Origin of the sequence: Stenotrophomonas chelatiphaga (assembly GCF_001431535.1) — a bacterium.
Classification (GTDB): domain Bacteria; phylum Pseudomonadota; class Gammaproteobacteria; order Xanthomonadales; family Xanthomonadaceae; genus Stenotrophomonas; species Stenotrophomonas chelatiphaga.
On record NZ_LDJK01000007.1, the window covers coordinates 102,003 to 125,496 of the forward strand.

The 23,494-nt window shown below is 69.5% G+C and carries 23 protein-coding genes; 19 read left to right on the top strand and 4 right to left on the bottom strand.

From position 1 onward, the window contains the following. Nucleotides 1–14: 14 nt before the first annotated feature. The 4 genes from hemF to ABB28_RS02615 all read right to left on the bottom strand — a co-directional run bounded on the left by hemF (nt 15) and on the right by ABB28_RS02615 (nt 5,327). Entirely contained in the window at nt 15–911 is an 897-nt protein-coding gene (gene hemF / locus ABB28_RS02600; protein WP_057507121.1) for an oxygen-dependent coproporphyrinogen oxidase, read from the bottom strand. Nucleotides 912–1,002: 91 nt separating this feature from the next. Beyond that, nucleotides 1,003–2,286 carry a hypothetical protein gene (locus ABB28_RS02605; RefSeq protein ID WP_152983365.1) on the bottom strand — a complete coding sequence of 428 codons (1,284 nt, stop codon included), beginning with the start codon at nt 2,284–2,286 and terminating at the stop codon, nt 1,003–1,005. Nucleotides 2,287–2,324: 38 nt separating this feature from the next. Continuing rightward, nucleotides 2,325–2,888: a hypothetical protein gene (locus tag ABB28_RS02610; RefSeq protein ID WP_057507123.1), complete on the bottom strand. Its 564-nt coding sequence runs from the start codon at nt 2,886–2,888 to the stop codon at nt 2,325–2,327. Nucleotides 2,889–2,957: 69 nt separating this feature from the next. Further along, a complete protein-coding gene (locus ABB28_RS02615) occupies nt 2,958–5,327 on the bottom strand; it encodes a S9 family peptidase (protein ID WP_057507124.1) in 2,370 nt (789 codons plus the stop codon). 442 nt (nt 5,328–5,769) lie between these two features. Between ABB28_RS02615 and ABB28_RS02620 the strand changes: the two genes are divergently transcribed. From ABB28_RS02620 to ABB28_RS02710, 19 genes are all read left to right on the top strand, one after another. Next, the gene (locus ABB28_RS02620; protein ID WP_057507125.1) at nt 5,770–7,167 is read left to right on the top strand and encodes a cytochrome ubiquinol oxidase subunit I; all 1,398 of its coding nucleotides are present in this window, start codon (nt 5,770–5,772) and stop codon (nt 7,165–7,167) included. Nucleotide 7,168: 1 nt separating this feature from the next. Next, on the top strand, nt 7,169–8,182 hold the full coding sequence (gene cydB / locus ABB28_RS02625) for a cytochrome d ubiquinol oxidase subunit II (RefSeq protein WP_057507126.1): 1,014 nt from the start codon (nt 7,169–7,171) through the stop codon (nt 8,180–8,182). Nucleotides 8,183–8,366: 184 nt separating this feature from the next. After that, nucleotides 8,367–9,107: a beta-ketoacyl synthase chain length factor gene (locus tag ABB28_RS02630; RefSeq protein WP_057507127.1), complete on the top strand. Its 741-nt coding sequence runs from the start codon at nt 8,367–8,369 to the stop codon at nt 9,105–9,107. Continuing rightward, complete coding sequence (locus ABB28_RS02635; RefSeq protein WP_057507128.1) at nt 9,097–9,903, top strand: lysophospholipid acyltransferase family protein; 807 nt, start codon at nt 9,097–9,099, stop codon at nt 9,901–9,903. Before ABB28_RS02630 ends, ABB28_RS02635 begins: the two co-directional genes overlap by 11 nt. Next, nucleotides 9,890–10,147: a phosphopantetheine-binding protein gene (locus ABB28_RS02640; RefSeq protein WP_057507129.1), complete on the top strand. Its 258-nt coding sequence runs from the start codon at nt 9,890–9,892 to the stop codon at nt 10,145–10,147. Before ABB28_RS02635 ends, ABB28_RS02640 begins: the two co-directional genes overlap by 14 nt. Before the next feature lie 14 nt (nt 10,148–10,161). Beyond that, nucleotides 10,162–10,419 carry an acyl carrier protein gene (locus ABB28_RS02645; protein WP_057507167.1) on the top strand — a complete coding sequence of 86 codons (258 nt, stop codon included), beginning with the start codon at nt 10,162–10,164 and terminating at the stop codon, nt 10,417–10,419. A gap of 22 nt (nt 10,420–10,441) precedes the next feature. Continuing rightward, nucleotides 10,442–10,993: a COG4648 family protein gene (locus tag ABB28_RS02650; RefSeq protein WP_245625250.1), complete on the top strand. Its 552-nt coding sequence runs from the start codon at nt 10,442–10,444 to the stop codon at nt 10,991–10,993. Beyond that, the gene (locus ABB28_RS02655; protein WP_057507131.1) at nt 10,986–12,674 is read left to right on the top strand and encodes an ApeI family dehydratase; all 1,689 of its coding nucleotides are present in this window, start codon (nt 10,986–10,988) and stop codon (nt 12,672–12,674) included. The genes ABB28_RS02650 and ABB28_RS02655 overlap by 8 nt, the downstream gene beginning before the upstream one ends. Then, nucleotides 12,664–13,434, top strand: a complete 771-nt coding sequence (locus ABB28_RS02660; RefSeq protein ID WP_057507132.1) for a glycosyltransferase family 2 protein — start codon at nt 12,664–12,666, stop codon at nt 13,432–13,434. The genes ABB28_RS02655 and ABB28_RS02660 overlap by 11 nt, the downstream gene beginning before the upstream one ends. Next, a complete protein-coding gene (locus tag ABB28_RS02665) occupies nt 13,434–14,381 on the top strand; it encodes a lysophospholipid acyltransferase family protein (protein WP_057507133.1) in 948 nt (315 codons plus the stop codon). The genes ABB28_RS02660 and ABB28_RS02665 overlap by 1 nt, the downstream gene beginning before the upstream one ends. After that, nucleotides 14,371–15,921 carry an HAL/PAL/TAL family ammonia-lyase gene (locus ABB28_RS02670; protein ID WP_057507134.1) on the top strand — a complete coding sequence of 517 codons (1,551 nt, stop codon included), beginning with the start codon at nt 14,371–14,373 and terminating at the stop codon, nt 15,919–15,921. The genes ABB28_RS02665 and ABB28_RS02670 overlap by 11 nt, the downstream gene beginning before the upstream one ends. Beyond that, nucleotides 15,914–16,330 carry an acyl-CoA thioesterase gene (locus ABB28_RS02675; RefSeq protein WP_057507135.1) on the top strand — a complete coding sequence of 139 codons (417 nt, stop codon included), beginning with the start codon at nt 15,914–15,916 and terminating at the stop codon, nt 16,328–16,330. Before ABB28_RS02670 ends, ABB28_RS02675 begins: the two co-directional genes overlap by 8 nt. Then, the gene (locus ABB28_RS02680) at nt 16,327–16,953 is read left to right on the top strand and encodes an outer membrane lipoprotein carrier protein LolA (RefSeq protein ID WP_057507136.1); all 627 of its coding nucleotides are present in this window, start codon (nt 16,327–16,329) and stop codon (nt 16,951–16,953) included. The genes ABB28_RS02675 and ABB28_RS02680 overlap by 4 nt, the downstream gene beginning before the upstream one ends. Beyond that, nucleotides 16,946–19,294 (top strand): MMPL family transporter, encoded by a 2,349-nt coding sequence (locus ABB28_RS02685; protein ID WP_057507137.1) that lies wholly within the window; start codon nt 16,946–16,948, stop codon nt 19,292–19,294. Before ABB28_RS02680 ends, ABB28_RS02685 begins: the two co-directional genes overlap by 8 nt. Before the next feature lies 1 nt (nt 19,295). Further along, the gene (locus ABB28_RS02690; protein ID WP_057507138.1) at nt 19,296–19,844 is read left to right on the top strand and encodes a DUF3261 domain-containing protein; all 549 of its coding nucleotides are present in this window, start codon (nt 19,296–19,298) and stop codon (nt 19,842–19,844) included. After that, nucleotides 19,841–21,034 carry a beta-ketoacyl-[acyl-carrier-protein] synthase family protein gene (locus ABB28_RS02695; RefSeq protein ID WP_057507139.1) on the top strand — a complete coding sequence of 398 codons (1,194 nt, stop codon included), beginning with the start codon at nt 19,841–19,843 and terminating at the stop codon, nt 21,032–21,034. Before ABB28_RS02690 ends, ABB28_RS02695 begins: the two co-directional genes overlap by 4 nt. Next, nucleotides 21,031–21,483 (top strand): hotdog family protein, encoded by a 453-nt coding sequence (locus ABB28_RS02700; RefSeq protein ID WP_057507140.1) that lies wholly within the window; start codon nt 21,031–21,033, stop codon nt 21,481–21,483. Before ABB28_RS02695 ends, ABB28_RS02700 begins: the two co-directional genes overlap by 4 nt. After that, a complete protein-coding gene (locus ABB28_RS02705) occupies nt 21,480–22,211 on the top strand; it encodes a 3-ketoacyl-ACP reductase FabG2 (RefSeq protein WP_057507141.1) in 732 nt (243 codons plus the stop codon). The genes ABB28_RS02700 and ABB28_RS02705 overlap by 4 nt, the downstream gene beginning before the upstream one ends. Further along, on the top strand, nt 22,211–23,461 hold the full coding sequence (locus ABB28_RS02710; protein ID WP_057507142.1) for a beta-ketoacyl-ACP synthase: 1,251 nt from the start codon (nt 22,211–22,213) through the stop codon (nt 23,459–23,461). Before ABB28_RS02705 ends, ABB28_RS02710 begins: the two co-directional genes overlap by 1 nt. The last annotated feature ends 33 nt before the right edge of the window (nt 23,462–23,494 follow it).

Here is a 23,494-nt window from a genome sequence, read left to right on the forward strand (position 1 = left end):
GCAAGGTGCCGTCGTTACAGCCAGTCGCGCGGTACCAGGTAGTCGGCCAGCCGCGCTTCGGCGCTGCCGGGTTCGGGCTGGAAGCCGTATTCCCAGCGCACGCGTGGCGGCAGGCTCATCAGGATGCTTTCGCTGCGGCCCCCGCTCTGCAGGCCGAACAGGGTGCCGCGGTCGTAGACCAGGTTGAACTCCACGTAGCGGCCGCGCCGGTACAGCTGGAACTCGCGCTCGGCATCGCCGTACGGGTCGTCCTTGCGCCGCGCCACGATCGGCAGGTAGGCGTCCAGGAAGCCATCGCCGACCGCGCGCAGGTAGTCGAAGTCGCGCTCGAAATCGCCATGCAGGTCATCGAAGAACAACCCGCCCACGCCGCGCGTCTCGTTGCGGTGGCGCAGGAAGAAGTACTCGTCGCACCAGCGCTTGTGCGCCGGGTAGCGCTCGGCGCCGAACGGCGCGCACAGGTCATGCGCGGTCTGGTGCCAGTGCTGCACGTCTTCGTCGAACGGATAGAACGGGGTCAGGTCGAAGCCACCGCCGAACCAGCGGGCCACCACCTGTCCCTCCCGTTCGGCCTGGAAGAAGCGCACGTTGGCGTGGGTGGTGGGTACCCGCGGATTGAGCGGGTGGAACACCAGTGATACGCCGGTGGCGCGCCACGAGGCGCCCGCCAGCTCCGGCCGGTTGGCCGAGGCCGAAGGGGGCAGGCGGCTGCCGGCCACGTCGGAAAAGCCGATGCCTGCCTGCTCGAACACGGCGCCGTCGCGCAGGATGCGGGTGCGGCCGCCGCCGCCTTCGGCGCGCTGCCACAGGTCTTCCTGGAAGCGGGCCTGGCCGTCGACGCCTTCGATGGCGGCGCAGATACGGTCCTGAAGGTCGGTGAGGTAAGCGCGGACGCGGTCGAACTCGTTCATGCGTGCAGTTTAGCCGGTGCCCGCGGCCCGCGGCAGGTCGCGCCGCGCGTTCGCCGGGCACGGCGCGGCGCCAGCGGCCGGCAGAGGGACCTCAGCGCTTGTGGTTGCCGGTGCGCGGGGCGGCCGGTGCATCGTCCTTGCTGCTCTGTTCGGCGGCGTCCTGCAGCGCCCGGCCCAGCTCCATCAGCGTCCAGTTACGGGTGGCCACCACGTCGCAGGCCACGTGGCGGCCGCTGCGGTCGGCCTCGCACAGCTGCTGCAGCTGTGCGCGCGCGTCCACGTCGGCGCTGTTTTCCTGTGCACTGGCCAGGTTCTCGCAGCCTTCGCGCACGCCGGCGCGGCACACCTGCAGGTAGCTGCCGGCGGCCTGTACCCACTCACCGGACAGCGCCTGCCGGTTGCCCAGCGTGTTGCAGCCCTGCAGGCTGCCGGCCTTGCAGCAGGCGGCAGCCCCGTCGGCGCTGCCGGCCTGCGGGCAGTCCCGCGGCAGCGGCACGACGTTGAAGACCACCGGCGCGGTGCACTGCGCGGGACCCCCGCTGCGCTGGAAGACGCGCATCCGGGTCCACTCGTCCATGCCGACCAGCTTGCCGCCGGGCAGGGCCTGGAACACGAAGTCCCCGCCCTTGTCGTGGCGCAGCCGGATCTCACCGTCTTCCAGCCGCGCGCGCGCCTGCGCGCCCATGCCCATTCCCACCAGGCCGCCGTCAGCGAAGTCCAGCGTGTCCAGCAGCCCGCCGTCACTGCGGTACTCACCGCAGGGCAGGGCGGTGGCCGGCTGCGGCCGCGCCGCGCTGCCGAGCGCCTGCAACGGCGCATGCAGCTCGCAGGCGCGCTCGTCGCCGCTGCGGCAGCTGAGCTGCAACGCCGCCACGGCCTGCACGAAGGCGCCGGCCTTCCACTGTTCCTCGGCCACCTCGCGGCAGAAATCGCCGTCCGGATGGGCCACGCACAGCGACTGCAGGGACGCCAGCCGGCCTGCCGGCAGCACGATCTCACGCTGGTCGAACACGCCGGTCAGCGCCATGCCCATCGCCTTGGACAGCGCCGCCTTGGCCGCTACCTCGCAGGCCTGCGCGTCATAGGCGGGGTCGGCTTCCCTGCACACCGCCGGTTCCTGCAGGTCCGGGTCGTCATTCGGGGCGCGGGTGTCGGCCTGGCGCGCCTCGCTGACCCATTCGCGCAGCAGGCCGCTGCAGGCCACGCCGGTGCCCTGTTCGCACCACTGCTGCAGGCGCGTTGCATCGGCGCTGTACAGCTGGTTGCCACAGGTGGCCTCATCGTAGACGGCGCAGTCCTGCGCGTTGGCCACGGCAGCAGCGGACAGGAGGAAAAGCGCGGCGATCGCGCGCAGCGGCAGCGTCATCACTGACATGCAGACTCCGGGGGAAGAAAAGAAGAAAGAGGGGGAGGTCAGTAACGCGAACGGATGTCCGGGCGCATCAGGCGCCACGCCAGCCAGCCCTGCAGCACCGCGAACAGCACGCAACTGCCGAGCACGGTGGCGGTGAACAGGATGCGCTGGGCATTCAGTGCCTCGACCACATCGGCCTCGCCGAGTTTGCCGATCAACACCGCGGCAACGCGATCCATCCACCACGCCACGCCGATGTTGGCGATGCCGGTGATCACCAGCAGCCAGACAAAGCTCAGCAGCCCCCAGCGGGTGCCCTTGTACAGGCCCCAGCTGGAGACCAGTGACGGCACGCAGACCGCGGCCAGCAGCAGGCTGGTGGCCACCGGGTGGGCCAGCATCCAGCGCAGGCTGGACGGCCACTCGCTTTCCTCGGCCAGCGCGACCAGCATCTGCCACGGTTGGCTGGCGGCGATCGGCCAGGCCACCAGCGCCTGCAGCAGGAACCACACGATCATGGCCACGCAGACCAGCAGGGTGGTCAACGCGATCGGGCGCACGAAATCCGTGCGCGCGGGTGTGCCATGGCGCGGCGTGGCCAGGGTGGGGGGCAGCTGTGACATCCGGTGTCCTTGCAGGGGGAAACGACGCCAGCCGGGTCGTGCCGATCGCAACCGGCACGACCCCGTTGGTTACTTCACGTTTTCGTTGAACAGCTTGAGGATGCGCTTGTACTGGTCCAGCCAGGAATCGGCACGGGTGTAGCCATGGCGTTCCAGCGGGTAGGGCGCGATGGTCCAGTTGTCCTTGTGCAGTTCGATCAGGCGCTGGGTCAGGTTGACCGAATCCTGGAAGAACACGTTGTCGTCCATCATGCCGTGGCCGATCATCAGGTGGTCCTGCAGGTTCTGCGCGTACTCGATGGGCGAGGAAACGCGGTAGGCCTCCAAGTCGATGTCCGGCGTGTTGAGGATGTTGGCGGTGTAGGCGTGGTTGTAGTTGTGCCAGTCCACCACCGGGCGCAGTGCGGCGCCGGCCTTGAACGTGCCCGGCGAACGGAACAGCGCCATGAAGGTCATGAAGCCGCCGTACGAGCCGCCGTAGATGCCGGCGCGGTCACGGTCGCCCTGCTGGGTTTGCGCCAGCCAGTCCAGGCCGTCCTTGTAGTCTTCCAGCTCCGGGTGGCCCATGTTGCGGTAGATCGCGGTACGCCAGTCGCGGCCGTAGCCCTCGCTGCCGCGGTAGTCCATGTCCAGCACGATGTAGCCCTGCTGCACCAGCAGGTTGTGGAACATCTGTTCGCGGAAATAGGCCGGGTAGCGCTGGTGCACGTTCTGCAGGTAGCCGGCACCGTGCACGAACATCACGATCGGATACTTTTTGCCGGGTTCCTTGTTCTCAGGCTCGTAGTACTTGGCCCAGACCACGCCGGCACCGTGCTTGGACGGCACCGCCACCAGCTTCGGCTGGATCCACTCGCGCGCCTTGAATTCGGCGCTGCGGGTATCGGTCAGCACGCGCGCCTGGCCGCCGGTCGCCGGCACCACGGCCAGCTGTGCCGGCAGGTACGCGCCGGAGTAGCGCACCAGCAGCTGCTGGCCATCCGGAGACACGCTGAAATCCTCAACGCCGTTGAGGGCGGTCAGCTCGCGCACCTGGCGGCTGGCCACGTCGACGCTGCACACTTCATAGTCGTGCGGGGCCTGCTGGTTGCACAGGAAATAGAAGCCCTTGCCATCGGCCGACAGCGCCGGCGCGGAGGTCTCCCACTTGCCGCTGGTCAGCGCCTGCGGCTTGCCGGCACCGGCCTGGGTGTACAGGTGCGAGAAGCCGGATTCCTCGGACAGCAGCCACAGCGTGCGGCCGTCGGCCATCCAGCCGTAATCATTGAAGCCCCAGTTGATCCAGGCCTGGTCGGTAAGGCGGTGGCGGTTCTGCAGGCGGCCATCGGCCGCGGCCACGCTGACGATCCAGCGGTCCTTGTTGTCGTTGGCGCGCAGCATGATCGCGGCCTGCTGGCCATCGGCGCTCCAGCGGATGCCGCCGCCCATGAAGTCGCTCATCAGTTCCAGCGGGCGGTTGCCCTTCAGCGCGTCCTTGCCGGCCTGTCTGCGCAGGCTGGCCAGCGGATCGGTGCCGATGCCGGGCAGCGCGTCCAGCGACACCTTGTCGGCCTTGCCGGTGCGTGCATCGACCAGCCAGAAGGTGTGCGGTTCCGGGTCATTGCGTCCGACGCGCGTGCGGGTGTCTTCGGTTTCTTCGTAACCGGATTCGGTCACGTACAGCGGCATCTTGCTGGTGCGACCTTCTTCGAAGCCCTTCGGCTTGGTCACCACCACCAGGTGCACGCCATCGGGCGACAGCACGCTGTCGACGATCTCCACATCGGCGCCGAGGAACACCGGACCCGGCGCGCGGGTCGGGTCGGTCTCGCGCCAGCGCTGGTCCTGCTCCTTCAGCGCCTCGCGCTGTTCGCGGTCGCGGCGCAGGGTTTCCAGCGTGCGCAGCTGCTGCTCGCGCAGGGTATCTGCCTTGGGCGCGTCGGACGGATTCTTCTCGGCCTTCAGGCTGGCCACCTGGGCCACGCCGCTGGCGGCGGTCCAGTGGAACCAGTTCTGTCCGTTGCGCCAGATCACGCCGCCGTCGGTGGCGAAGTTGATGCCGCTGGAGCGTTCATTGCCACGGGTGAGCTGGGTCAGTGCGCCACTGCGCAGGTCGCGCACGAACACATCGCCGTTGCGGGCGAAGGCCATGCGGCTGCGGCTGCTGTCATACACCGGATTGGCCACGTCCAGGCTGCCGCGCTGGTCGTCGGCCACCTGGGCGGCGACGCCCCCGCTGAGCGGCTGGCGGAACGTGTCGCGCACCGGGCTGCCCTTGCGCTTGAGCTGATACTCGACCTGCTGGCTGTTCCAGGACCACCAGGCGCGTTCCACCGGCGGCCCGATCCAGTCCGGGTCGGCCATGGCCTGTTCGATGGTGATCGGGGTCGGCGCGGCCTGTATGGCCGGAGCGGCCAGCAGGGCGGACAACAACAGGGACAGCGGCAGCACTCGGGACATGGACGGGACGCACCGTGAAGGAGAAAACCGGCCAAGGGTAGCAGTCCCTCCCCGGCAGGGGCTGGCCCACAGGTCATGGAAGGGTGTGCGGCTGCTGGCGGCTTGGGGGTCTTCCAGCGGTGGCTGGGCCGGTCGGGGTACCTATGCGGGGCACGCGTGAATACGTCCATGTAGCTCTTCGCGGCTCCTGCCGCTCAAGGCCCCGCACAGCCACCCCGACCGGCCCCCGGACAGATGCGGTGGCCGCCAGCCACGCAGGAAAAGAAAAAAGCAGGGGTTTTTCCTGCCCCGCCAACACGCAGCCCTGCAGTACCTGCTTCTGCCGTTGCCAGCCACCGCTGCGACAAAGTGAAGCAGGGCGGCATCCGGTCGCATCCCCTGTTAACGCAAATCCACCCAGACTGGTCCGGTATCCCCACCCGCGCCCGGCAGGAGGCGTCCCTTGGACGCATTGTTGTTGTCCCGTTTCCAGTTTGGATTCGTGGTCAGTTTCCACGTGCTGTTCCCCGCCTTCACCATCGGCACCGCCAGCTGGCTGGCCTTTGTCGAGTGGCGCTGGCTGCGCACCCGCAACCCGATCTGGCGCGAGCTGTACTTCTTCTGGCAGAAGATCTTCGCCGTGTCCTTCGGCATGGGTGTGGTCAGCGGCATCGTCATGGCCTTCCAGTTCGGCACCAACTGGCCGCGCCTGACCCAGGTGGCCGGCTCGGTGATCGGCCCCTTGCTGACCTACGAAGTACTGACCGCCTTCTTCCTGGAAGCCAGTTTCCTCGGCGTGATGATGTTCGGCTGGGGCCGGGTGTCGCCACGGCTGCACTTCCTGTCCACCTGCATGGTGGCCCTGGGGACGCTGTTTTCCACGTTCTGGATCCTGGCCTCCAACAGCTGGCTGCATACCCCCGCCGGCTATGAAATGGTCAATGGCATCGTGCATCCGGTCGACTGGTGGAAGGTGGTGTTCAACCCGTCCTTCCCGTACCGGCTCACCCACATGGCGCTGGGTTCGTTCATCACCACCTGCTTCGTGATCGGCGGCATCGGCGCGTTCTACCTGCGCCGTGGCGTGCACGTGGAAGCAGGTCGCCGCATGCTCACCGCCGCGGTGATCTTCGCGGCGATCACCGTACCGGCGCAGATCTTCGTCGGCGACATGCATGGCCTGAACACCCTCAAGCACCAGCCGATGAAGATCGCCGCGATGGAAGCCCACTGGCACCAGACCCCGCCCGGCGAGGGCGTGCCGCTGGTGGTGTTCGCCCTGCCCGACGAACAGCAGGAACGCAACGATTTCGAGGTCGCCATCCCCAGGCTCGGCAGCCTCATCCTGACCCACTCGCGCGACGGAACCTTCGCCCCGCTGACCTCGGTACCGGCCAGCGAGCGGCCGCCGGTGACCCCGGTGTTCTTCGCCTTCCGCATCATGGTCGGGCTGGGCACGTTGATGCTGCTGCTGGCGCTGGTGTCGGCCGTCGCGCTGTGGCGCGGCAGGTTGCTGCAGTCGCGCTGGCTGCTGCGTGGCTGGAACTGGATGCTGCCCAGCGGCTTCATCGCGCTGGTGTCGGGTTGGTTCGTGACCGAAATGGGGCGCCAGCCGTGGGTGGTGTACGGCCTGCTGCGCACCGCCGATGCAGTGGGGCCGCAAAGTGCCTGGATGACCGCACTGTCGCTGGGGGTGTACGTGGTCGGCTATGCCTTCGTGTTCGGCTGGGGCATCTGGTACCTGGTGAAGATCCTGCGCCAGGGCCCGCATCCGCATGAAGAAGGACCGTCGCTGGACGGCGGCCACCACACCCCGGCGCGTCCGCTGTCCGCTGCCGATGAACCGTTGGAGGAGCGCTGACATGGACCTGATGACCTGGCTGCCGGTGGCATGGTTCGCGGTGATCGGCTTCGGGGTGCTGATGTACGTGGTGCTGGACGGCTTCGTGCTGGGCATCGGCATCCTGGCGCCCTTCGCGCACAGCGAAGAAGAACTGGACCAGATGATGAACACCGCCGCGCCGATCTGGGACGGCAACGAGACCTGGCTGGTGCTCGGCGGTGCGGGCCTGCTGGCGGCCTTCCCGAAGGCCTATTCGGCGCTGCTTTCGGCGCTGTACCTGCCGGTGCTGCTGCTGGTGATGGCGCTGGTGTTCCGCGGCGTGGCGTTCGAGTTCCGCTTCAAGGCGCACCGCTCCAAGCGGCTGTGGAGCGTGGCGTTCGGGCTGGGTTCGCTGCTGGCCAGCTTCGCCCAGGGGGTGATCCTGGGGGCGCTGGTGCAGGGCCTGCCGATCGTCGACGGGGTCTACCAGGGCGGCGCGTTCGGCTGGTTCAGCCCGTTCGCGATGCTGACCGGCGCCTCGCTGGTGGCCGGCTATGCATTGCTGGGCAGCACCTGGCTGATCCTCAAGACCACCGGCCCGGTGCAGGTGCTGGCGCGGCAGCTGACCCGGCCGCTGGTGGCGGCGGTGATCGTGGCGATGGGGCTGGTCAGCAGTTGGCTGCCGTTCCTGCAGTCGCACCTGATGCAGCGCTGGTTCGCCGATGGCAATTTCTGGTGGCTGTCGCCGGTGCCGATCCTGACCCTGGCGGTGGCCGGTGCGCTGTGGCGCAGTGCCGTGCATCCCAAGCGCGACCTGCCGCCGTTCCTGCTGACCCTGGCGCTGTTCGTGCTCGGGTTCGCCGGGCTGGTGCTGGGCATGTGGCCCTACCTGCTGCCACCGAGCATGACCCTGTGGGATGCAGCGGCACCGGCGTCTTCGCTGGGCTTCAGCCTGGTCGGCCTGGTGGTGCTGCTGCCGGTGATCCTGGGCTACACGGCATGGTCGTACCGGGTGTTCCGCGGCAAGGTGGAAGCCGGCGCGGGCTACCACTAGGCCCGGCTGGTGACGACCGTCGGCCGCGCTGGGTGACCAACGTTGGCTGCGGTGGGTGACGACCGTTGGCTGTGGTGGGTGACGACCGTTAGCCTCGGTGGGTGACGACCGTTGGTCGTCACGCTCTTCGCCCCGGCCGTGCTAGCGTGCGGCGCTCCGCGCAACCGCAGCCTGTTCTCCCGCAATGATCGAGTTTTCCGTTGTCGACTGGGCCGCCTGGGCGCCCGGGCTGGCCACCCGCAGCGCCTGGCAGGACTGGGCGCAGGCACCGTGGCTGCCCGAAGGCGAGGACACCCCCGGGCTGCCGGAGGTACCGGCGATGCAGCGTCGCCGGATAGAACGGCTGGGTCGCATGGCGATCCAGGCCGCCTGCTGGTGCGAAGCCGGCGAGGGCGCGGACAGCCGCGTGCCGCTGGTGTTCGCCAGCCGCCACGGCGATGTCGCGCGTTCGATGGAACTGCTGGCCGCGCTGGTGGCCGAAGAAGCGTTGTCACCGACCACCTTCGGCCTGTCGGTACACAATGCGATCGGCGCGCTGTACTCCATCACCCGCGGCCACCGTGGCAACAACCTGGCACTGGCGGCGGGCAAGGCCACCGCCGAAGCGGCCTGCCTGGAAGCGGCCGGACTGCTGGCCGATGGCGCCGAGGAAGTCCGCATCGTGGTCTACGACCCGCCGTTGCCGGCACTGTATGCGGAATTCATCGATGAGCCGGCACCGTTCCATGCCTGGTGTTGGCGCGTCAGGCGCCCCGATGCCGCTGGCGTGCGCCTGCAGCTGCACTGGCAGGCCACCGATGCGCCCGATGATCCGCCCGGTTTGCTGCCGCATGCGTTGGACCTGCAGCGTTTCCTGTTGTCCGCGCAGCCGCGCTGCGAACGGGTGATCGACGGCCAGCGCTGGACCTGGGCGCGTGGCGGCTGAGGCCCTTGCTCGCGGCCTGGACCGGGCCTGGCGGGTGCTGGCCACCGGCGTCAGCTTCGCGGCGTTCGGGCTGGGCGGGTTGATCGCCGGTGTGGTCGTGGGGCCCTTGCTGCTGGTCCTGGTGCGCGATCCCGCGCGTCGCCGTCGCCTCGCGCGGCGCGGCGTCCAACACGGATTCGCCCTGCAGGTGGCGATCATGCGCGGCCTCGGCGTGCTCACGGTGTCGGTCAGTGGCGCGCCACGGCTGCAGCGTGAAGGCCTGCTGGTGCTGGCCAACCATCCCACCCTGATCGACGTGGTGCTGCTGGTCGCGCTGCTGCCGAATGCGGACTGCGTGGTCAAGCGCGCGGTGGCCCGCAATCCGTTCATGCGCGGCACGGTCGGTGCCGCCGGCTACATCGTCAATGACGACGGGCCGGCGCTGGTCGACGCCGGCATTGCCGCGGTGCGCGGCGGGAGCTGCCTGGTGATCTTCCCCGAAGGTACCCGCAGCGAGCCCGGCCAGCCGCTGAAACTGCGCCGCGGCGCGGCCAACATCGCCGTGCGCGGCCGGCTGGACATGACCCCGGTACGGATACGCTGCAACCCGCCAACGCTGGAAAAGGGACGGAAATGGTATCGTGTGCCCCCGCGACGCTTCCACGTTTCGCTGGAGGTCGGTGAGGACATTCCGATCGATACGTTTCTCGACGAAGACGCAGTGGCAGGAGGGGAAGCCCTGGCCGCGCGGCGCGTCACCGATTACCTCACCCATTACTTCCAACCCTGTGGAGAGCTGCCCCGTGCAGGAACTTGAGCACGAGATCAAGGAGCTGATCATTTCGGCGTTGTCGCTGGAAGACGTCTCCGCCGCCGATATCGATGCGGCCGCGCCGCTGTTCGGCGAAGGCCTCGGCCTGGATTCCATCGATGCACTGGAGCTGGGCCTGGCCCTGCAGAAGCAGTACGGCGTGAGCCTGTCCGCCGATTCGGAAGAAACCCGCCGTCATTTCGGCAGCGTGCAGGCCCTGGCGGCCTTCGTCGCCAGCCACCGCGCGTGAGTGCGGGTGCCGCCATGACCAAGACCGACCTGTTCGCGCATATCGCGCGGCTGCTGACCAGCAGCTTCGAGATCGATCCGGCGCTGATCGTGCCCGGTGCACGCCTGCATGCCGACCTGGATATCGACAGCATCGACGCCGTCGACCTGATCGTGCAGTTGAAGCCACTGCTGGGCCGCAACCTGCAGCCGGATGCCTTCAAGACCGTGCGCACCGTGCAGGACGTGGTCGATGTCGTGCATGGCCTGTTGCCCGACCCGGCTGCTGCCTGACCACGCGCGCCGGACCGCCATCGTGTCCCATCCGCGCAGGGTCGCTTTCGTGCTGCTGTCGCTGGCCTATCCGCCGCTGATGTACCTGGCGATGGGCCGGTTCGAACCGCGCTGGCTGTCGTTGCTGTTGTTCGCGGTGGCGCTGCTGCGCGCACTGGGCACCCGCGAACGGCTGTGGATCTGGTCGGCCGCCGGCACCGGGCTGTTGGCGGTGGTGGCGCTGCTGGGCAATGAGGCGCTGCCGCTGAAGCTGTACCCGGCGCTGGTCAACGCGGTGCTGCTGGTGTTCTTCCTGGTCAGCCTGCGCCATCCCCCGACCGTGGCCGAGCGCTTCGCACGCTTGCAGGATCCCCAGTTGCCGCCGTTCGCCATCGCTTACACGCGCCGCGTGACGCAGGTCTGGTGTGGCTTCTTCGTGGTGAACGGCGCACTGGCGCTGGCCACGGCCCTGTGGGCGTCCGATGCCACCTGGGCGCTGTACAACGGCTTGCTGGCCTATCTGTTGATGGGCCTGCTGCATGCCGCCGAATGGACCGTGCGGCGACGGGTGAAGGCGGCCCACGGCCATGTCTGAGTGGATTCCGCTGCACCTTCTGCTGCAGTCCGCACGGCCTGGCCGCACGGTGGGCGCGCTCGACGGCGCGGTGCTGGACCACGCCGGGCTGCTGGCCCGGGCGCGCGGCTGGCAGGTGGCGTTCGCGGCCGCCGAAGGGCGCGACTGGGCGCTGTACTTCACTGACAGCCTGGCTTTCGCCGCCGCGCTGCTGGGCGCCTGGTCGGCCGGCAAGCGGGTCCACCTGCCGGGCGATGACCTGCCCGGGACGTTGCAGGCGCTGCGACCGCACGTGGATGGTTTCGCCGGCGATGTCGATGCGTGCTGGCAGCCGCTGCACGCGGCGGCGCCCACAGACGTGCCGCCGGTCGGCGTCGTGCTGGATCCACAGGCCTGCCGGCTGGTGGTGTTCACCTCCGGCAGTACCGGCGAACCTGCGGCGATCGAAAAGCGCCTGGAACAGCTCGGCGCCGAAGTCGAGGCGCTGCAGCAGGCGTTCGGCGCGCTGCTGGCCGGTGCCCACGTGCACGGCACCGTCTCCCACCAGCACATCTACGGGCTGCTGTTCCGCGTGCTGTGGCCGCTGGCCGCGGGCCGGGCGATCGAGCGGCGGCGTTTCTTCCATGAAGACCTGGTCGCCGCGCTGGCCGCCGCACCCAGCGTGCTGGTGGCCACCCCGGCGCACCTGAAACGACTGCCACCGCAGCTGGACTGGGCCGGCGCGCGCGGCCAGCTGCGCGCGGTGTTTTCCTCCGGCGGACCGCTGCCGGCACAGGCTGCCACGGAGGTGCGTGCGGTGCTGGGCATCGCGCCGATCGAAGTGTTCGGCAGCAGCGAAACCGGCGGTATCGCCTGGCGCCGTTGCGAGGGTGAAGCCCCCGCGTGGCAGCCGTTGCCCGGCGTGCAGTGGCGCATCGATGACGGTCAGTTGGCGGTGGCATCGGCGCACCTGGCGCAGGACGGCTGGTGGCGCAGCGAAGACCGTGCCGAAGCCAGTGCTGACGGCGGTTTCCGCCTGCTCGGGCGCGCCGACCGCATCGTCAAGATCGAAGAGCGCCGGGTATCGCTGGGTGCGCTGGAACAGGCCCTGTGCCGCGACGCGGGCGTGGCCGAAGCGCAGGTGCTGGTGCTGCCCGGCGCGCGCGCGCAGCTGGCCGCGGTGATCGTGCCGCACGACCGCACGCTGGCACAGGCCGGCGATGCCGAGCGACGCGCCTTCATCGGCCGCCTCACCGCGCGGTTGGCCGAAGGCCATGACGCCGTGACCCGGCCGCGGCGCTGGCGGCTGGTTGCCGCGACGCCGGTCAATGCGCAGGGCAAGCCGACCCAGGCGCTGCTGCAGGCGCTGTTCCAGAAAGCGCTTCCAACGCCGCAGTGGCTGGCACGCGACGCCACCACGGCGCGGCTAGCGTTGCTGCTGGTGCCGGAACTGATGGCGTTCGAAGGGCACTTCCCCGGCGTCGCCGTGCTGCCGGGCGTGGCCCAGGTGGACTGGGCGATCCAGCTGGCGCGCGAAGCCTTCGACCTGCCGCCCCGGTTCCTGCGCATGGATGCGTTGAAGTTTCAGCAGGTTGCGCGCCCGCACGACGTGCTGCAGCTGCACCTGGACTGGGACCCGGTCCGGTGCGTGCTCGGATTCCGGTTCAGCTCCGATCACGGCATTCACGCCAGTGGCAAAGTACTGTTCGCCGATGCCGATTGATTCCCTGGTTCCCGCCGCCGAGTACGCCCTGCTGGTCGTGGTACCGGTGTACGACCATGAGCACGCCATCGCTGACGTGGTGGCCGGTATCCGCGCTGCGGGACTGCCGTGCCTGCTGGTCGACGACGGTTCGCATGCGGACTGTGCCGCCGTGCTGGGCGGGCTTGCACGGCAGCCGCACGTCGGCCTGCTGCGGCTGCCACACAACCAGGGCAAGGGCGGCGCGATGCTGGCCGGATTCAGCGAGGCGGCACGGCTGGGCGCCACCCATGTCCTGCAGATCGATGCCGATGGCCAGCACGACACCACTGAGCTGGGCCGTTTCGCCGCGCTGTCGCAGAGCCACCCGGACGCGGTGATCTGCGGCATCCCGGCCTATGACGAAACGGTGCCGAAGATCCGCCTTTACGGCCGTTATGGCACCCATGTGTGGGTCTGGATCAACACCCTGTCGCTGCACCTGCGTGATTCGATGTGCGGCTTCCGGGTGTATCCGCTGGCGCCGGTGCTGCAGGTGATGGCCGAGGAAACGATCGGCCGGCGCATGGATTTCGACACTGAGATCCTGGTGCGGCTGTACTGGCGCGAGGTACCGGTGCATCACCTGGCCACGCCGGTTACCTATCCGAAGGATGGCGTGTCGCACTTCGATGTGTGGCGCGACAACCTGCGCATCAGCGGCATGCACGCGCGGCTGTTCGGGGGGATGCTGCGGCGCGCTCCGCAACTGCTGCGGCGACGCCTGCGGGGACAGCCCTGATGGCGGCGCGTCCCGGTCCTGCCGCACCGCACTGGGCCGACATCGGCGAGCGCACGTCGGTACGCGGCGTGCTTGCGCTGTGCTGGATCCACCGCTGGTTCGGGCGTTGGCCGTACCGGCTGTGCGCCTGGCCGGCGGTGGCCTGCCACTGGCTGGCCAACGGCCTGGCACGCCGCGCCTCGCTGCAGTACCTGCAGCGGTTGCAGGCGCACAGCGGGGTGCTGGGCCGCGCGCCGAACTGGCTGGACAGCCTGCGCCACTTCGCGCTGTTCGGCGACACCATGCTGGACAAACTGCTGGCACTGGGGCGGCGTTATCCGGCGCAGCGCCTGCGGCTGCACGACAACCCCGCCCTGCAGCGCATTGGTCGCGCGCAGGGCGGGGTGTTCCTGACCGCCCACGTCGGCTGCCTGGAGCTGTGCCAGGTGCTGGCCGAAAAAGTCCCCGGCCTGCATCTCACCGTGCTGGTCCACACCAAGCACGCGCAGCGCTTCAACAGCCTGCTGGCGCGGCTGGATCCGCTGGCATCGGTGGAACTGGTGCAGGTGACCGACGTCGGCCCGGCGATGGCGATGACCCTTGGCCAGCGGGTCGCCGCGGGCGGCTTCGTGGCGATCGTCGGTGACCGCGTGCCGGTACACAGCGAACGCGTGGTGCACGCCGACTTCCTCGGCCATCGCGCGCCGTTCCCGGTGGGCGGCTACGTGCTCGCCGCCGCGCTCGGCTGCCCGGTGTATACGCTGTCCTGCCTGCACCAGGACGATGGTTATCGGATCCGCTTCGATCTGTTCGACGAACGCATCGTGCTGCCGCGCGGATCCCGCGACGCCGCGCTGCAGGACTGCGCGCAGCGGTATGCCGCATGGCTGGAACAGCAGGTGATCGAATCGCCGCTGGACTGGTTCAACTTCTTTCCGTTCTGGGACCAGGCCGCCGATGCCGATTGAACCGCTTCCCTCCTGTCGCTTCGGTGCCGGCCCGCTGACCATCGAAGACGTCGTTGCGCTGGCGGACCGTCGCGCGCAGGCCGTGCTCGACGACGCACCCGGGTTCCGCGCCCGGATCCAGCGCGGCGCGGATTTCCTCGACCGCCTGCTGCGCGAGGACGGCGTGGTCTACGGGGTGACCACCGGTTACGGCGACTCCTGCACCACGGTGATCCCGCCGTCGCTGGTGGCCGAACTGCCGCACCATCTGTACACCTACCATGGCTGTGGGCTGGGTCGTTTCCTCGATGCACAGGAAACGCGCGCGGTGCTGGCGGCGCGGTTGGCGTCGCTGTCGCAGGGCATGTCCGGCACCAGCGTGGCCCTGCTCGAAGGCCTCGCCGCCCTGCTGCAGCATGACGTACTGCCGCGCATCCCGGCCGAGGGTTCGGTCGGTGCCAGCGGCGACCTGACCCCGTTGTCGTACGTGGCGGCCGTGCTGTGCGGTGAGCGCGAGGTGCTGTTCGAAGGCAGCGTGCAGTCCGCCGCCGAGGTGCTGCCGCGGATCGGCCTGCAGCCGCTGCGGCTGCGACCCAAGGAAGGCCTGGCGCTGATGAACGGCACCGCGGTGATGACCGGACTGGCCTGCCTGGCCTGGCACCGCGCGGACTACCTGTGCCGCCTGGCCACGCGCCTGACCGCCTTCAACGTGCTGGCCAGCGATGGCAACGCGCACCATTTCGACGAAACCCTGTTCGCCGCCAAGCCGCACCCGGGCCAGGCGCGCATCGCCGCGCGACTGCGTGCCGACCTGCACAGCGATCGCCCACCGCGCAACGAACAGCGCCTGCAGGACCGTTACTCGCTGCGCTGCGCACCGCATGTCATCGGCGTGCTGGAAGACACCCTGCCGTTCCTGCGCCAGTTGATCGAGACCGAGCTCAACAGCGCCAACGACAACCCGCTGATCGATCCGGACGAAGAACGCGTGCTGCACGGCGGGCACTTCTACGGCGGGCATATCGCGCTGGCGATGGACACGCTGAAGAACACCGTGGCCAACCTGGCCGACCTGCTGGACCGCCAGCTGGCGCTGCTGGTGGATGCGCGGTACAGCCACGGCCTGCCGGCCAACCTGTCCGCCGCGACCGGTCCGCGCGCCGCCATCAACCATGGCCTGAAGGCGCTGCAGATCAGCGTCTCGGCGTGGACCGCCGAAGCGCTCAAGAACACGCTGCCGGCGTCGGTATTCTCGCGTTCCACCGAATGCCACAACCAGGACAAGGTCAGCATGGGCACCATCGCCGCGCGCGACTGCCTGCGGGTGATCGAGCTTGCCGAACAGGTGGTCGCCGGCATGCTGATCGCCGCACGCCAGGCGGTGGCCCTGCGCCAGCGGGTGGGCCTGCAGGCGCAGCTGCAGGGGGAGCTGGCCGCGATGCACGATGACCTCGGCCAGCGCATCGCGCTGATCGAAGAAGACCGCGCGCTGGATGGCGAGCTGCGCCAGCTGCTGCAGGACATCCGCAGCCGTCAGTGGGAGCTGTACCGCGATGCATGAGCTGGTCGAAGAGATCACCCTGGCGCCCGCCTTCCACGACTGCGACCCGATGCAGGTGGTCTGGCATGGAAACTACTTCAAGTATTTCGAGATCGCACGCTGCGCGCTGCTGCAACGATACGACTACGACTATCCGCAGATGCAGGAATCGGGCTACCTGTGGCCGGTGGTGGATGCGCGGGTCAAGTACGTGCGCCCCCTGCGCTTCCAGCAGCAGCTGCGGGTGCGGGCACGCATCGTCGAATGGGAAAACCGTTTGAAGATCACCTACGAAATCTTCGACGCCGGCAGCGGCGAACGGCTGACCCGCGCGCACACCGTGCAGGTCGCCGTCGCTGCCGCCAGCGGTGAAATGCAGTACCTGTGCCCGCCGATCCTGTGGCAGAAACTCGGAGTTCCCGCGCCATGAAATTGCGTCACTGCCTGCGCCTGCTGGCGCTGTCCAGCCTGCTTGTCGTTTCGTTCGTCGCCGGCGCTGCCGACGACGCAGTGCAGGCGATCGCCCGCGATGTCGCACGGCCGGCGGTGCTGCGCGGCGAGTTCAGCCAGGAAAAGCAGGTCGCCGGCTTCCGAAACCCGCTGCGTTCGCAGGGCCGCTTCGTGGTGGCGCGCGAGCGCGGGGTGATCTGGACCACGCTGAAGCCGTTCCCTTCGGAGATGGTGATCACCGCCGAGCGCATCCTCAGCCGGCAGCCCGATGGCAGTACCCGGGTAGAGCTGGATGCACGCGAACAGCCGGCGATGCGTTCGGTCAACGCGATCCTGTTCGCGCTGATGAGCGGCGACGTGCAGGCCCTGTCCAGCCAGTTCACGGTGGAGGCGCAACGCGATGCGAAGGGCTGGACGCTGTCGCTGACACCGAAGTCGCCGATGTTGGCCAAGGCCTTCAGTTCGTTGCAGCTGCGGGGTGACCGTTACGTCCGCCAGGTCGACATCGTCGAGGCCAGCAAGGACCGTACCCGGCTGACCTTCAGCGCCCTCACCGAGGCGCCGGCCACGCTGGCAGCGGACGAGGCGGCACGCCTTGACTGATCGCGGACCGGTGGCCGACACCCCCCATCGCGGCTGGCGCTGGCTTGCCCTTGCCTGGCTGCTGGTGCTGCTGGCGCTGGGCGTGCAGCAGGCCCTGCAGTGGCGGCAGCATGCGCCGATCGACACCGATATCCTTGCGCTGCTGCCACAGGATGCACAGGACCGCCTGCTGTCCGACGTAACCCGGCGCATCGCCGATGCGAACTCGCGCGACGTGGTGGTGCTGCTGGGCAGTACCGACGCGGCCGCCACGCTGCGCGCGCAGGCGGCCTTCGCCGCTGCGCTGGCCGGCGATGCCGACGCCGCGCTGCTGCAGCCGGCCGGTGCGCTCGACGGCTGGTTCGATGAGGCGCGCACGTTCTACGCGCCGTACCGTGACCGCCTGTTGACCCCCGCGCAGCGCGACACCCTGCAGCACGCCGCGCCGGATGCGCTGGCGCAACAGGCATTGGCCCAGTTGTACGGGCCCATGGGTGGGCCGCGGCTGACCGCCTGGCTGCAGGATCCGCTGGGACTGTGGCCGGCATGGTGGCAGCAGCAGGCAAAGGCGGCCGGCCTGCGACTGGGTGAAGACGGCCTGCTGCAGGCGGAAGGAAAGCAGTGGGCGGTGCTGCGCCTGGGCACCCGCGATTCGGCGTTCCAGCTGGACGGCGAACCGCATATCGGTGCGCTGCTGGAACGCGCGGGGCAGGCCGCGAGCGCCGCCACGCCCGGACTGGAGATCCTGCACGCAGGCGTGCCCCTGCATGCCGAAGCCGCGGCGGTGCAGGCCAACCGCGAGATCAACACGATCGGCTGGGGCTCGCTGGCCGCGGTGCTGCTGCTGGTGTGGCTGGCGTTCCGTTCGCTGCGCCCGATCCTGCTGGTGGCGATGTCGCTGCTGGTCGGCTGCGGGGTGGCGCTGGCCGCGACCGTGCTGGTGTTCGGCAAGGTGCACCTGCTGACGCTGGTGTTCGGTGCCTCCCTGGTCGGCGTGGCCGAAGACTATGGCATCCACTGGTTCGCCTCGCGCCAGGCGGCGCCGCGTCAGAGTCGCTGGTCCCTGCTGCGCTACCTGCTGCCCGGGTTGTGGCTGGCCCTGCTGACCAGCGCCTTGGCCTATCTGGCGCTGGCCATCACCCCGTTCCCCGGCCTGCGGCAGATGGCGCTGTTTTCGGTGGTCGGGCTGGCGGCCGCGTTCGTCACGGTGATCCTGTGGTTCCCGTGGCTGGATGGTGGAACGGTACGCCAGACCCGCTTCTCGCACTGGCTGGGCAACACGCTGCAGCGCTGGCCCCGGCTGTGCGGCCGGTCGCTGGGTGGCGTGATCACCGCGCTGCTGCTGTTCTGCGCCGGTGGCATGCTGTTCCTGCACGTGGACGATGACCTGCGCAGCCTGCAGTCTTCGCCACCGGCGCTGATGGAACAGCAGATCCGCATCTCGCGCCTGCTCGGCATGCCCAGCCCGGCGCAGTTCTTCCTGGTGCAGGGCGCCGATGCCGGCCAGCTGCTGCAGCGCGAAGAAGCCTTGACCGCGCGGCTTCGCGCGCTGGAAGGGCAGGGCCGCATCGGCAGCCACCGCGCACTGAGTGACTGGTTGCCGTCTCCGTTGCAGCAGGACGCCGACGCCCGGCTGGCCGCGCAGGCGGAGTCAGCGGTGCTGCAGGCGGTCGGCGCGGTCAGTGGCGAGGCGCTGCAGCGACCCACGTTCGCCCGCACCCCGATCGACCTGCAGGCCTTCCTTGCTTCGCCGGCCTCGGCGCCGTTCCGGCCGCTGTGGATAGGTGCGCTTGGCGGGGGCGTGGCCAGCGTGGTGCTGGTCGATGACCTCTCGCAGCCGAGTGCACTGGCCGACCTCGACCAGGCCGGCGCCGGCCTGCCCGGCGTGCGCTGGGTCGACCGCACCGCGGATTTTTCGCGCCTGCTGGGGCATTACCGCAAGCTGATGAGCGGCATGCTGCTGGCCGGCGTGGCGCTGGTGTTCGCCGCATTGTGGTGGCGCTACCGCCGCGATGCCTGGCGGGTGATCGTGCCGACCCTGCTCGCCGGGGGCCTGACGCTTGCCGTGCTGGCCCTGCTTGGCCACCCGTTGCAGCTGTTCAACGTGCTGGCATTGATGCTGCTGCTGGGCATGGGCATCGACTACGGCATCTTCCTGCTGGAACACCGCGGCGATCCCAGCGCGTGGGTGGCGGTGTGCGTGGGTGCGGCCAGTACCTGGCTCTCGTTCGGCCTGCTCGGGCTGTCCGCTACGCCGGCGCTGCGGGCCTTCGGCATGACCCTGCTGCTCGGCATCGGGCTGGTGTGGCTGCTGTCGCCGCTGTTCCGCCCCGCGCCCCCTCCCACCACAGGAACCCCGTGACATGAGCCGCCTGCTGCCTGCGATCCTGCTCACCCTGCTGCTCGCCGCCTGTGCCGGCCGGCCGGTGCGTACCGAAAGTGCGCTGCCGCCGCTGCGCCTGTCGCCGGCCAGCCTGCAGGGCACGCTCGCCCTGCAGCAGCAGCTGCACTTCCGTTTCGGTCGCGCCGAACGCGACCTGGACGCCCTGCTGGAAGCCGATGCCGGGCAGGTGCAGCTGCTGGTGCAGGCAATGGGCCAGACCGGCTTCCGCGTGCAGTGGGACGGCCAGGAGCTGCAGGAACAGCGCGCTGCGTGGCTGCCGAAGCAGGTACGTGCCGACCGCGTGCTGGACGACCTGCAGTTCGCGCTGTGGCCGACCGCGGCGATTGCCGCGGTGCTGACCGACGGCTGGCAGGTGGTCGATGATGGCCGCGTGCGCCGGCTGCAGCGTGGCGGCGTCGAAGCCTTGCGGCTGCAGCGCAACGACGATGGCAGCCTGCAGCTGGACAACCGCGTTGAAGGCTATTCGCTGACCATCCGCTCAGTGCCGACCGGCGACCCAGCGCCATGAACGCGCCGATTTTCCTCAACGACATGGGTGTCGTCTGCGCGCTCGGCGCCGGACGCGCGCAGGTCGCCGCCGGCCTGTTCGCCGACCACCCCGGCGGCCTGACCGACTGTGACGACGTGCTGCCCGGACGCACCCTGGCGCTGGGCCGCGTGCAGGCCGCGCTGCCGGACCTGTCCGCGCTGCCCACCGCGCTGCGGGGCCGCAACAACGCCTTGCTGGACCTCGCGCTGGCGCAGATCGCGCCCGCCGTGCAGGCCGCCGTTGAGCGTTACGGTGCCGGGCGGGTCGCGGTGGTGATCGGCACCAGCACCTCCGGCATCGGCGAAACCGAGCCGGCCCTGCGTGCGTGGCACGCAACCGGGCACTGGCCGGAAAGCTTCGCCTATGCCCAGCAGGAAATGGGCAGCGCGGCGGCGTTCGTACGCCACCGCAGCGGTGCAACGGGGCCGGCGTGGACGCTGTCCACTGCGTGTTCGTCCGGGGCCAAGGCGCTGGCATCGGCAGCGCGCCTGCTGCGTGCCGGCATCGTCGATGCGGTGATCGCCGGCGGGGCCGATTCGCTGTGCCGCTTCACCGTGGCCGGTTTCAACGCACTGGATTCGATCTCCGACACCCGCTGCCTGCCGCTCTCGGCAACGCGTGCGGGCATCAACATCGGCGAAGGGTCGGCGCTGTTCCTGCTGACCCGCGAACCGGGTCCGGTACAGCTCGCCGGCTGGGGTGAAAGTTCGGACGCTCACCACATGTCCGCCCCCGAACCGAGTGGTGCAGGCGCCATTGCGGCGATGCGCGAGGCGTTGGACCGCGCCGGCTGGGCACCGACGGACGTGGACTACATCAACCTGCACGGCACGGCCACCCGGCACAACGATGCGATGGAATCGCGTGCGGTGCAGGCAGTGCTCGGCGGGCAGGTCGCGGCCAGTTCCACCAAGCCGCTGACCGGCCACGCGCTGGGCGCGTCCGGTGCGATCGAAGCGGCGCTGTGCTGGATCGCGCTGGCCGACAATCCGTCCGGCCGCCTGCCGCCGCACTGGTGGGATGGCCAGCCCGATCCGGAGCTGCCCGCGCTGGCGCTGGTGGCGCCGGGCGCGGTGGCGGCCGGCCCCCTGCAGCGCGTCCTCAGCAGTTCGTTCGCCTTTGGCGGCAGCAATGCCGTGCTGGCCCTGCAGCGGATGCCCGGCGCATGACGCTCTACCCGATCGAAGACGTGGTGCCGCACCGTGGCAGCGCGCTGCTGCTGGACCAGGTGCTGCGCTGGGACGAGGACAGCATCGACGTAGCGCTGGTGGTGCCGGCTGCGGGCCTGTTCAACGAGGCGGCCGGCGTACCGGCGTGGATCGGCATCGAATACATGGCACAGGCCATCGCGGCGTGGGCGGGCTGCCGCGCGCGGCGTGACGGGCGCCCGCCGCAGATCGGTTTCCTGCTCGGCAGCCGCCGCTACAGCAGCCAGGTTCCGCTGTTCCCTGCCGGTACCGCGCTGGTGGTACACGCGCGGCGCGAACTGATGGGCGACAATGGGCTCGGCCTGTTCGCCTGCCGCATCACTGCGGGCAGCGAAACATGGGTGGACGCCAACGTGTCGGTATACGAACCGGCCGATGCGCAGGCTTACCTGGAGAGGGGAAACGCATGACCGCCAACCTTGCCGTGCTGGTGACCGGCGCAAGCCGCGGCATCGGCCGTGCGATCGCCCTGCGCGCCGCCCGCGATGGCTTCGACGTGGCAGTGCACTGCCGCAGTCGCATCGACGAAGCCCAGGCCGTGGTCGCGGAGATCGCCGCGATGGGCCGGCAGGCCCGCGTGCTGGCCTTCGACATCAGTGACCGCGCCGCCGCGCGCACCGCGCTGGAAGCCGACGTGGCCGCCCATGGCGCGTACTACGGCGTGGTGTGCAATGCCGGCATCGCCCGCGACGGGGCCTTCCCCGCACTCAGCGAAGCAGACTGGGACCAGGTGCTGCACACCAACCTGGATGGGTTCTACAACGTGCTGCACCCGCTGGTGATGCCGATGGTGCGGCGCCGCCAGCCGGGGCGCATCGTCACCCTGGCGTCCGTTTCCGGTCTGATCGGCAACCGTGGCCAGGTCAACTACAGCGCCGCCAAGGCCGGCATCATCGGTGCCACCAAGGCGCTGGCGCTGGAGCTGGCCAGTCGCCGGATCACCGTCAACTGCGTGGCACCCGGGCTGGTCGATACCGAGATGCTGGACGCCGAGGTGGTCGAGCACGCGCTCAAGCTGGTTCCTGCGGGCCGGGTCGGCACGCCGGACGATGTGGCCGCGGCGGTGGCGTTCCTGCTGTCGGCCGATGCCGGCTACATCACCCGCCAGGTGATCTCGGTCAACGGAGGCCTGGCCTGATGCAGCGCGAAGGACGCCGCGTGGTGGTCACCGGCGCAGCGGCGATCAGTCCGCTGGGCCAGGACTGGCCGAGCATCCACGCGCGCCTGCGTTCGCTGCGCAATGCCGTGCGCGCGATGCCGGAGTGGGATGTCTATGCAGGCCTGAACACACGGCTGGCCGCGCCGGCCGAGGCGTTCGAGCTGCCCGAGCACTACAACCGCAAGACCACCCGTTCGATGGGGCGCGTGGCGCTGATGGCCGTGCGCGCCAGCGAACTGGCGCTGCAGCAGGCCGGCCTGCTCGACCATCCGGTGCTGCACGGCGGGCGTACCGGCGTCTCCTACGGGTCCTCGGCTGGCAGCCACGAGGCGATCAGCGAGTTCGGCCGCATGCTCAACAGCTTCACCACCGCCGGCATCACCGCCACCACCTATTTGAAGATGATGAGCCACACCGCACCGGTGAACATAGGGGTGTTCTTCGGCCTGAGCGGGCGCATCCACACCACGTCCAGCGCGTGCACGTCGGGTAGCCAGGGCATCGGCGAAGCCTACGAGACGATCCGCGCCGGCCGCCAGACGGTGATGCTGGCCGGCGGCGCCGAGCAGCTGGACGCCACCGCGGCCGCGGTGTTCGACACCCTGTACGCCACCAGCGTGCGCAATGAGGCGCCGCAGGCCACGCCACGCCCGTTCGATGCGGGCCGCGACGGGCTGGTGCTGGGCGAAGGTGCCTGCACCCTGGTGCTGGAAGAGCGCCAGCATGCGCTGGAGCGCGGCGCGCCGATCCTGGCCGAAGTCCGCGGTTATGGCAGCAACAGCGACGGCCAGCACGTGACCCAGCCCAGCAGCCCGACCATGGCGCGTGCCATGCAGTTGGCGCTGGACGACGCCGGCCTCGCGCCGTCGCAGATCGGCTACATCAACGCCCATGGCACGGCCACCGACCACGGCGACATCGCCGAAAGCCAGGCCACGGCCGCAGTGTTCGGCGCCGGGGTGCCGATCAGTTCGCTGAAAGGCTACGTCGGCCACATGCTGGGCGCCTGTGGTGCGTTCGAAGCCTGGCTGAGCATCGAGATGATGCGCGCGGGCTGGTTTGCCCCCACCTTGAACCTGGACGTGGTGGATCCGCGCTGTGCCCCGCTGGACCACGTGCGGGGGCAAGGCCGCACGCTGCAGGTCGACCACGTGATGAGCAACAATTTCGCCTTCGGCGGCATCAACACCTCGCTGGTATTCGCCCGCCATCCGGCGACCCAAGACTGAACCGCGTCACGACATTGATGAATCCCGTGTCGG

Excerpts from the sequence above, each read along its gene's own strand:
- hemF (WP_057507121.1), bottom strand. The coding sequence starts at position 911 with ATGAACGAGTTCGACCGCGTCCGCGCTTACCTCACCGACCTTCAGGAC.
- ABB28_RS02605 (WP_152983365.1), bottom strand. The coding sequence starts at position 2,286 with ATGTCAGTGATGACGCTGCCGCTGCGCGCGATCGCCGCGCTTTTCCTC.
- ABB28_RS02610 (WP_057507123.1), bottom strand. The coding sequence starts at position 2,888 with ATGTCACAGCTGCCCCCCACCCTGGCCACGCCGCGCCATGGCACACCC.
- ABB28_RS02615 (WP_057507124.1), bottom strand. The coding sequence starts at position 5,327 with ATGTCCCGAGTGCTGCCGCTGTCCCTGTTGTTGTCCGCCCTGCTGGCC.
- cydB (WP_057507126.1), top strand. The coding sequence starts at position 7,169 with ATGGACCTGATGACCTGGCTGCCGGTGGCATGGTTCGCGGTGATCGGC.
- ABB28_RS02630 (WP_057507127.1), top strand. The coding sequence starts at position 8,367 with ATGATCGAGTTTTCCGTTGTCGACTGGGCCGCCTGGGCGCCCGGGCTG.
- ABB28_RS02645 (WP_057507167.1), top strand. The coding sequence starts at position 10,162 with ATGACCAAGACCGACCTGTTCGCGCATATCGCGCGGCTGCTGACCAGC.
- ABB28_RS02655 (WP_057507131.1), top strand. The coding sequence starts at position 10,986 with ATGTCTGAGTGGATTCCGCTGCACCTTCTGCTGCAGTCCGCACGGCCT.
- ABB28_RS02660 (WP_057507132.1), top strand. The coding sequence starts at position 12,664 with ATGCCGATTGATTCCCTGGTTCCCGCCGCCGAGTACGCCCTGCTGGTC.
- ABB28_RS02665 (WP_057507133.1), top strand. The coding sequence starts at position 13,434 with ATGGCGGCGCGTCCCGGTCCTGCCGCACCGCACTGGGCCGACATCGGC.
- ABB28_RS02670 (WP_057507134.1), top strand. The coding sequence starts at position 14,371 with ATGCCGATTGAACCGCTTCCCTCCTGTCGCTTCGGTGCCGGCCCGCTG.
- ABB28_RS02675 (WP_057507135.1), top strand. The coding sequence starts at position 15,914 with ATGCATGAGCTGGTCGAAGAGATCACCCTGGCGCCCGCCTTCCACGAC.
- ABB28_RS02680 (WP_057507136.1), top strand. The coding sequence starts at position 16,327 with ATGAAATTGCGTCACTGCCTGCGCCTGCTGGCGCTGTCCAGCCTGCTT.
- ABB28_RS02690 (WP_057507138.1), top strand. The coding sequence starts at position 19,296 with ATGAGCCGCCTGCTGCCTGCGATCCTGCTCACCCTGCTGCTCGCCGCC.
- ABB28_RS02695 (WP_057507139.1), top strand. The coding sequence starts at position 19,841 with ATGAACGCGCCGATTTTCCTCAACGACATGGGTGTCGTCTGCGCGCTC.
- ABB28_RS02700 (WP_057507140.1), top strand. The coding sequence starts at position 21,031 with ATGACGCTCTACCCGATCGAAGACGTGGTGCCGCACCGTGGCAGCGCG.
- ABB28_RS02705 (WP_057507141.1), top strand. The coding sequence starts at position 21,480 with ATGACCGCCAACCTTGCCGTGCTGGTGACCGGCGCAAGCCGCGGCATC.
- ABB28_RS02710 (WP_057507142.1), top strand. The coding sequence starts at position 22,211 with ATGCAGCGCGAAGGACGCCGCGTGGTGGTCACCGGCGCAGCGGCGATC.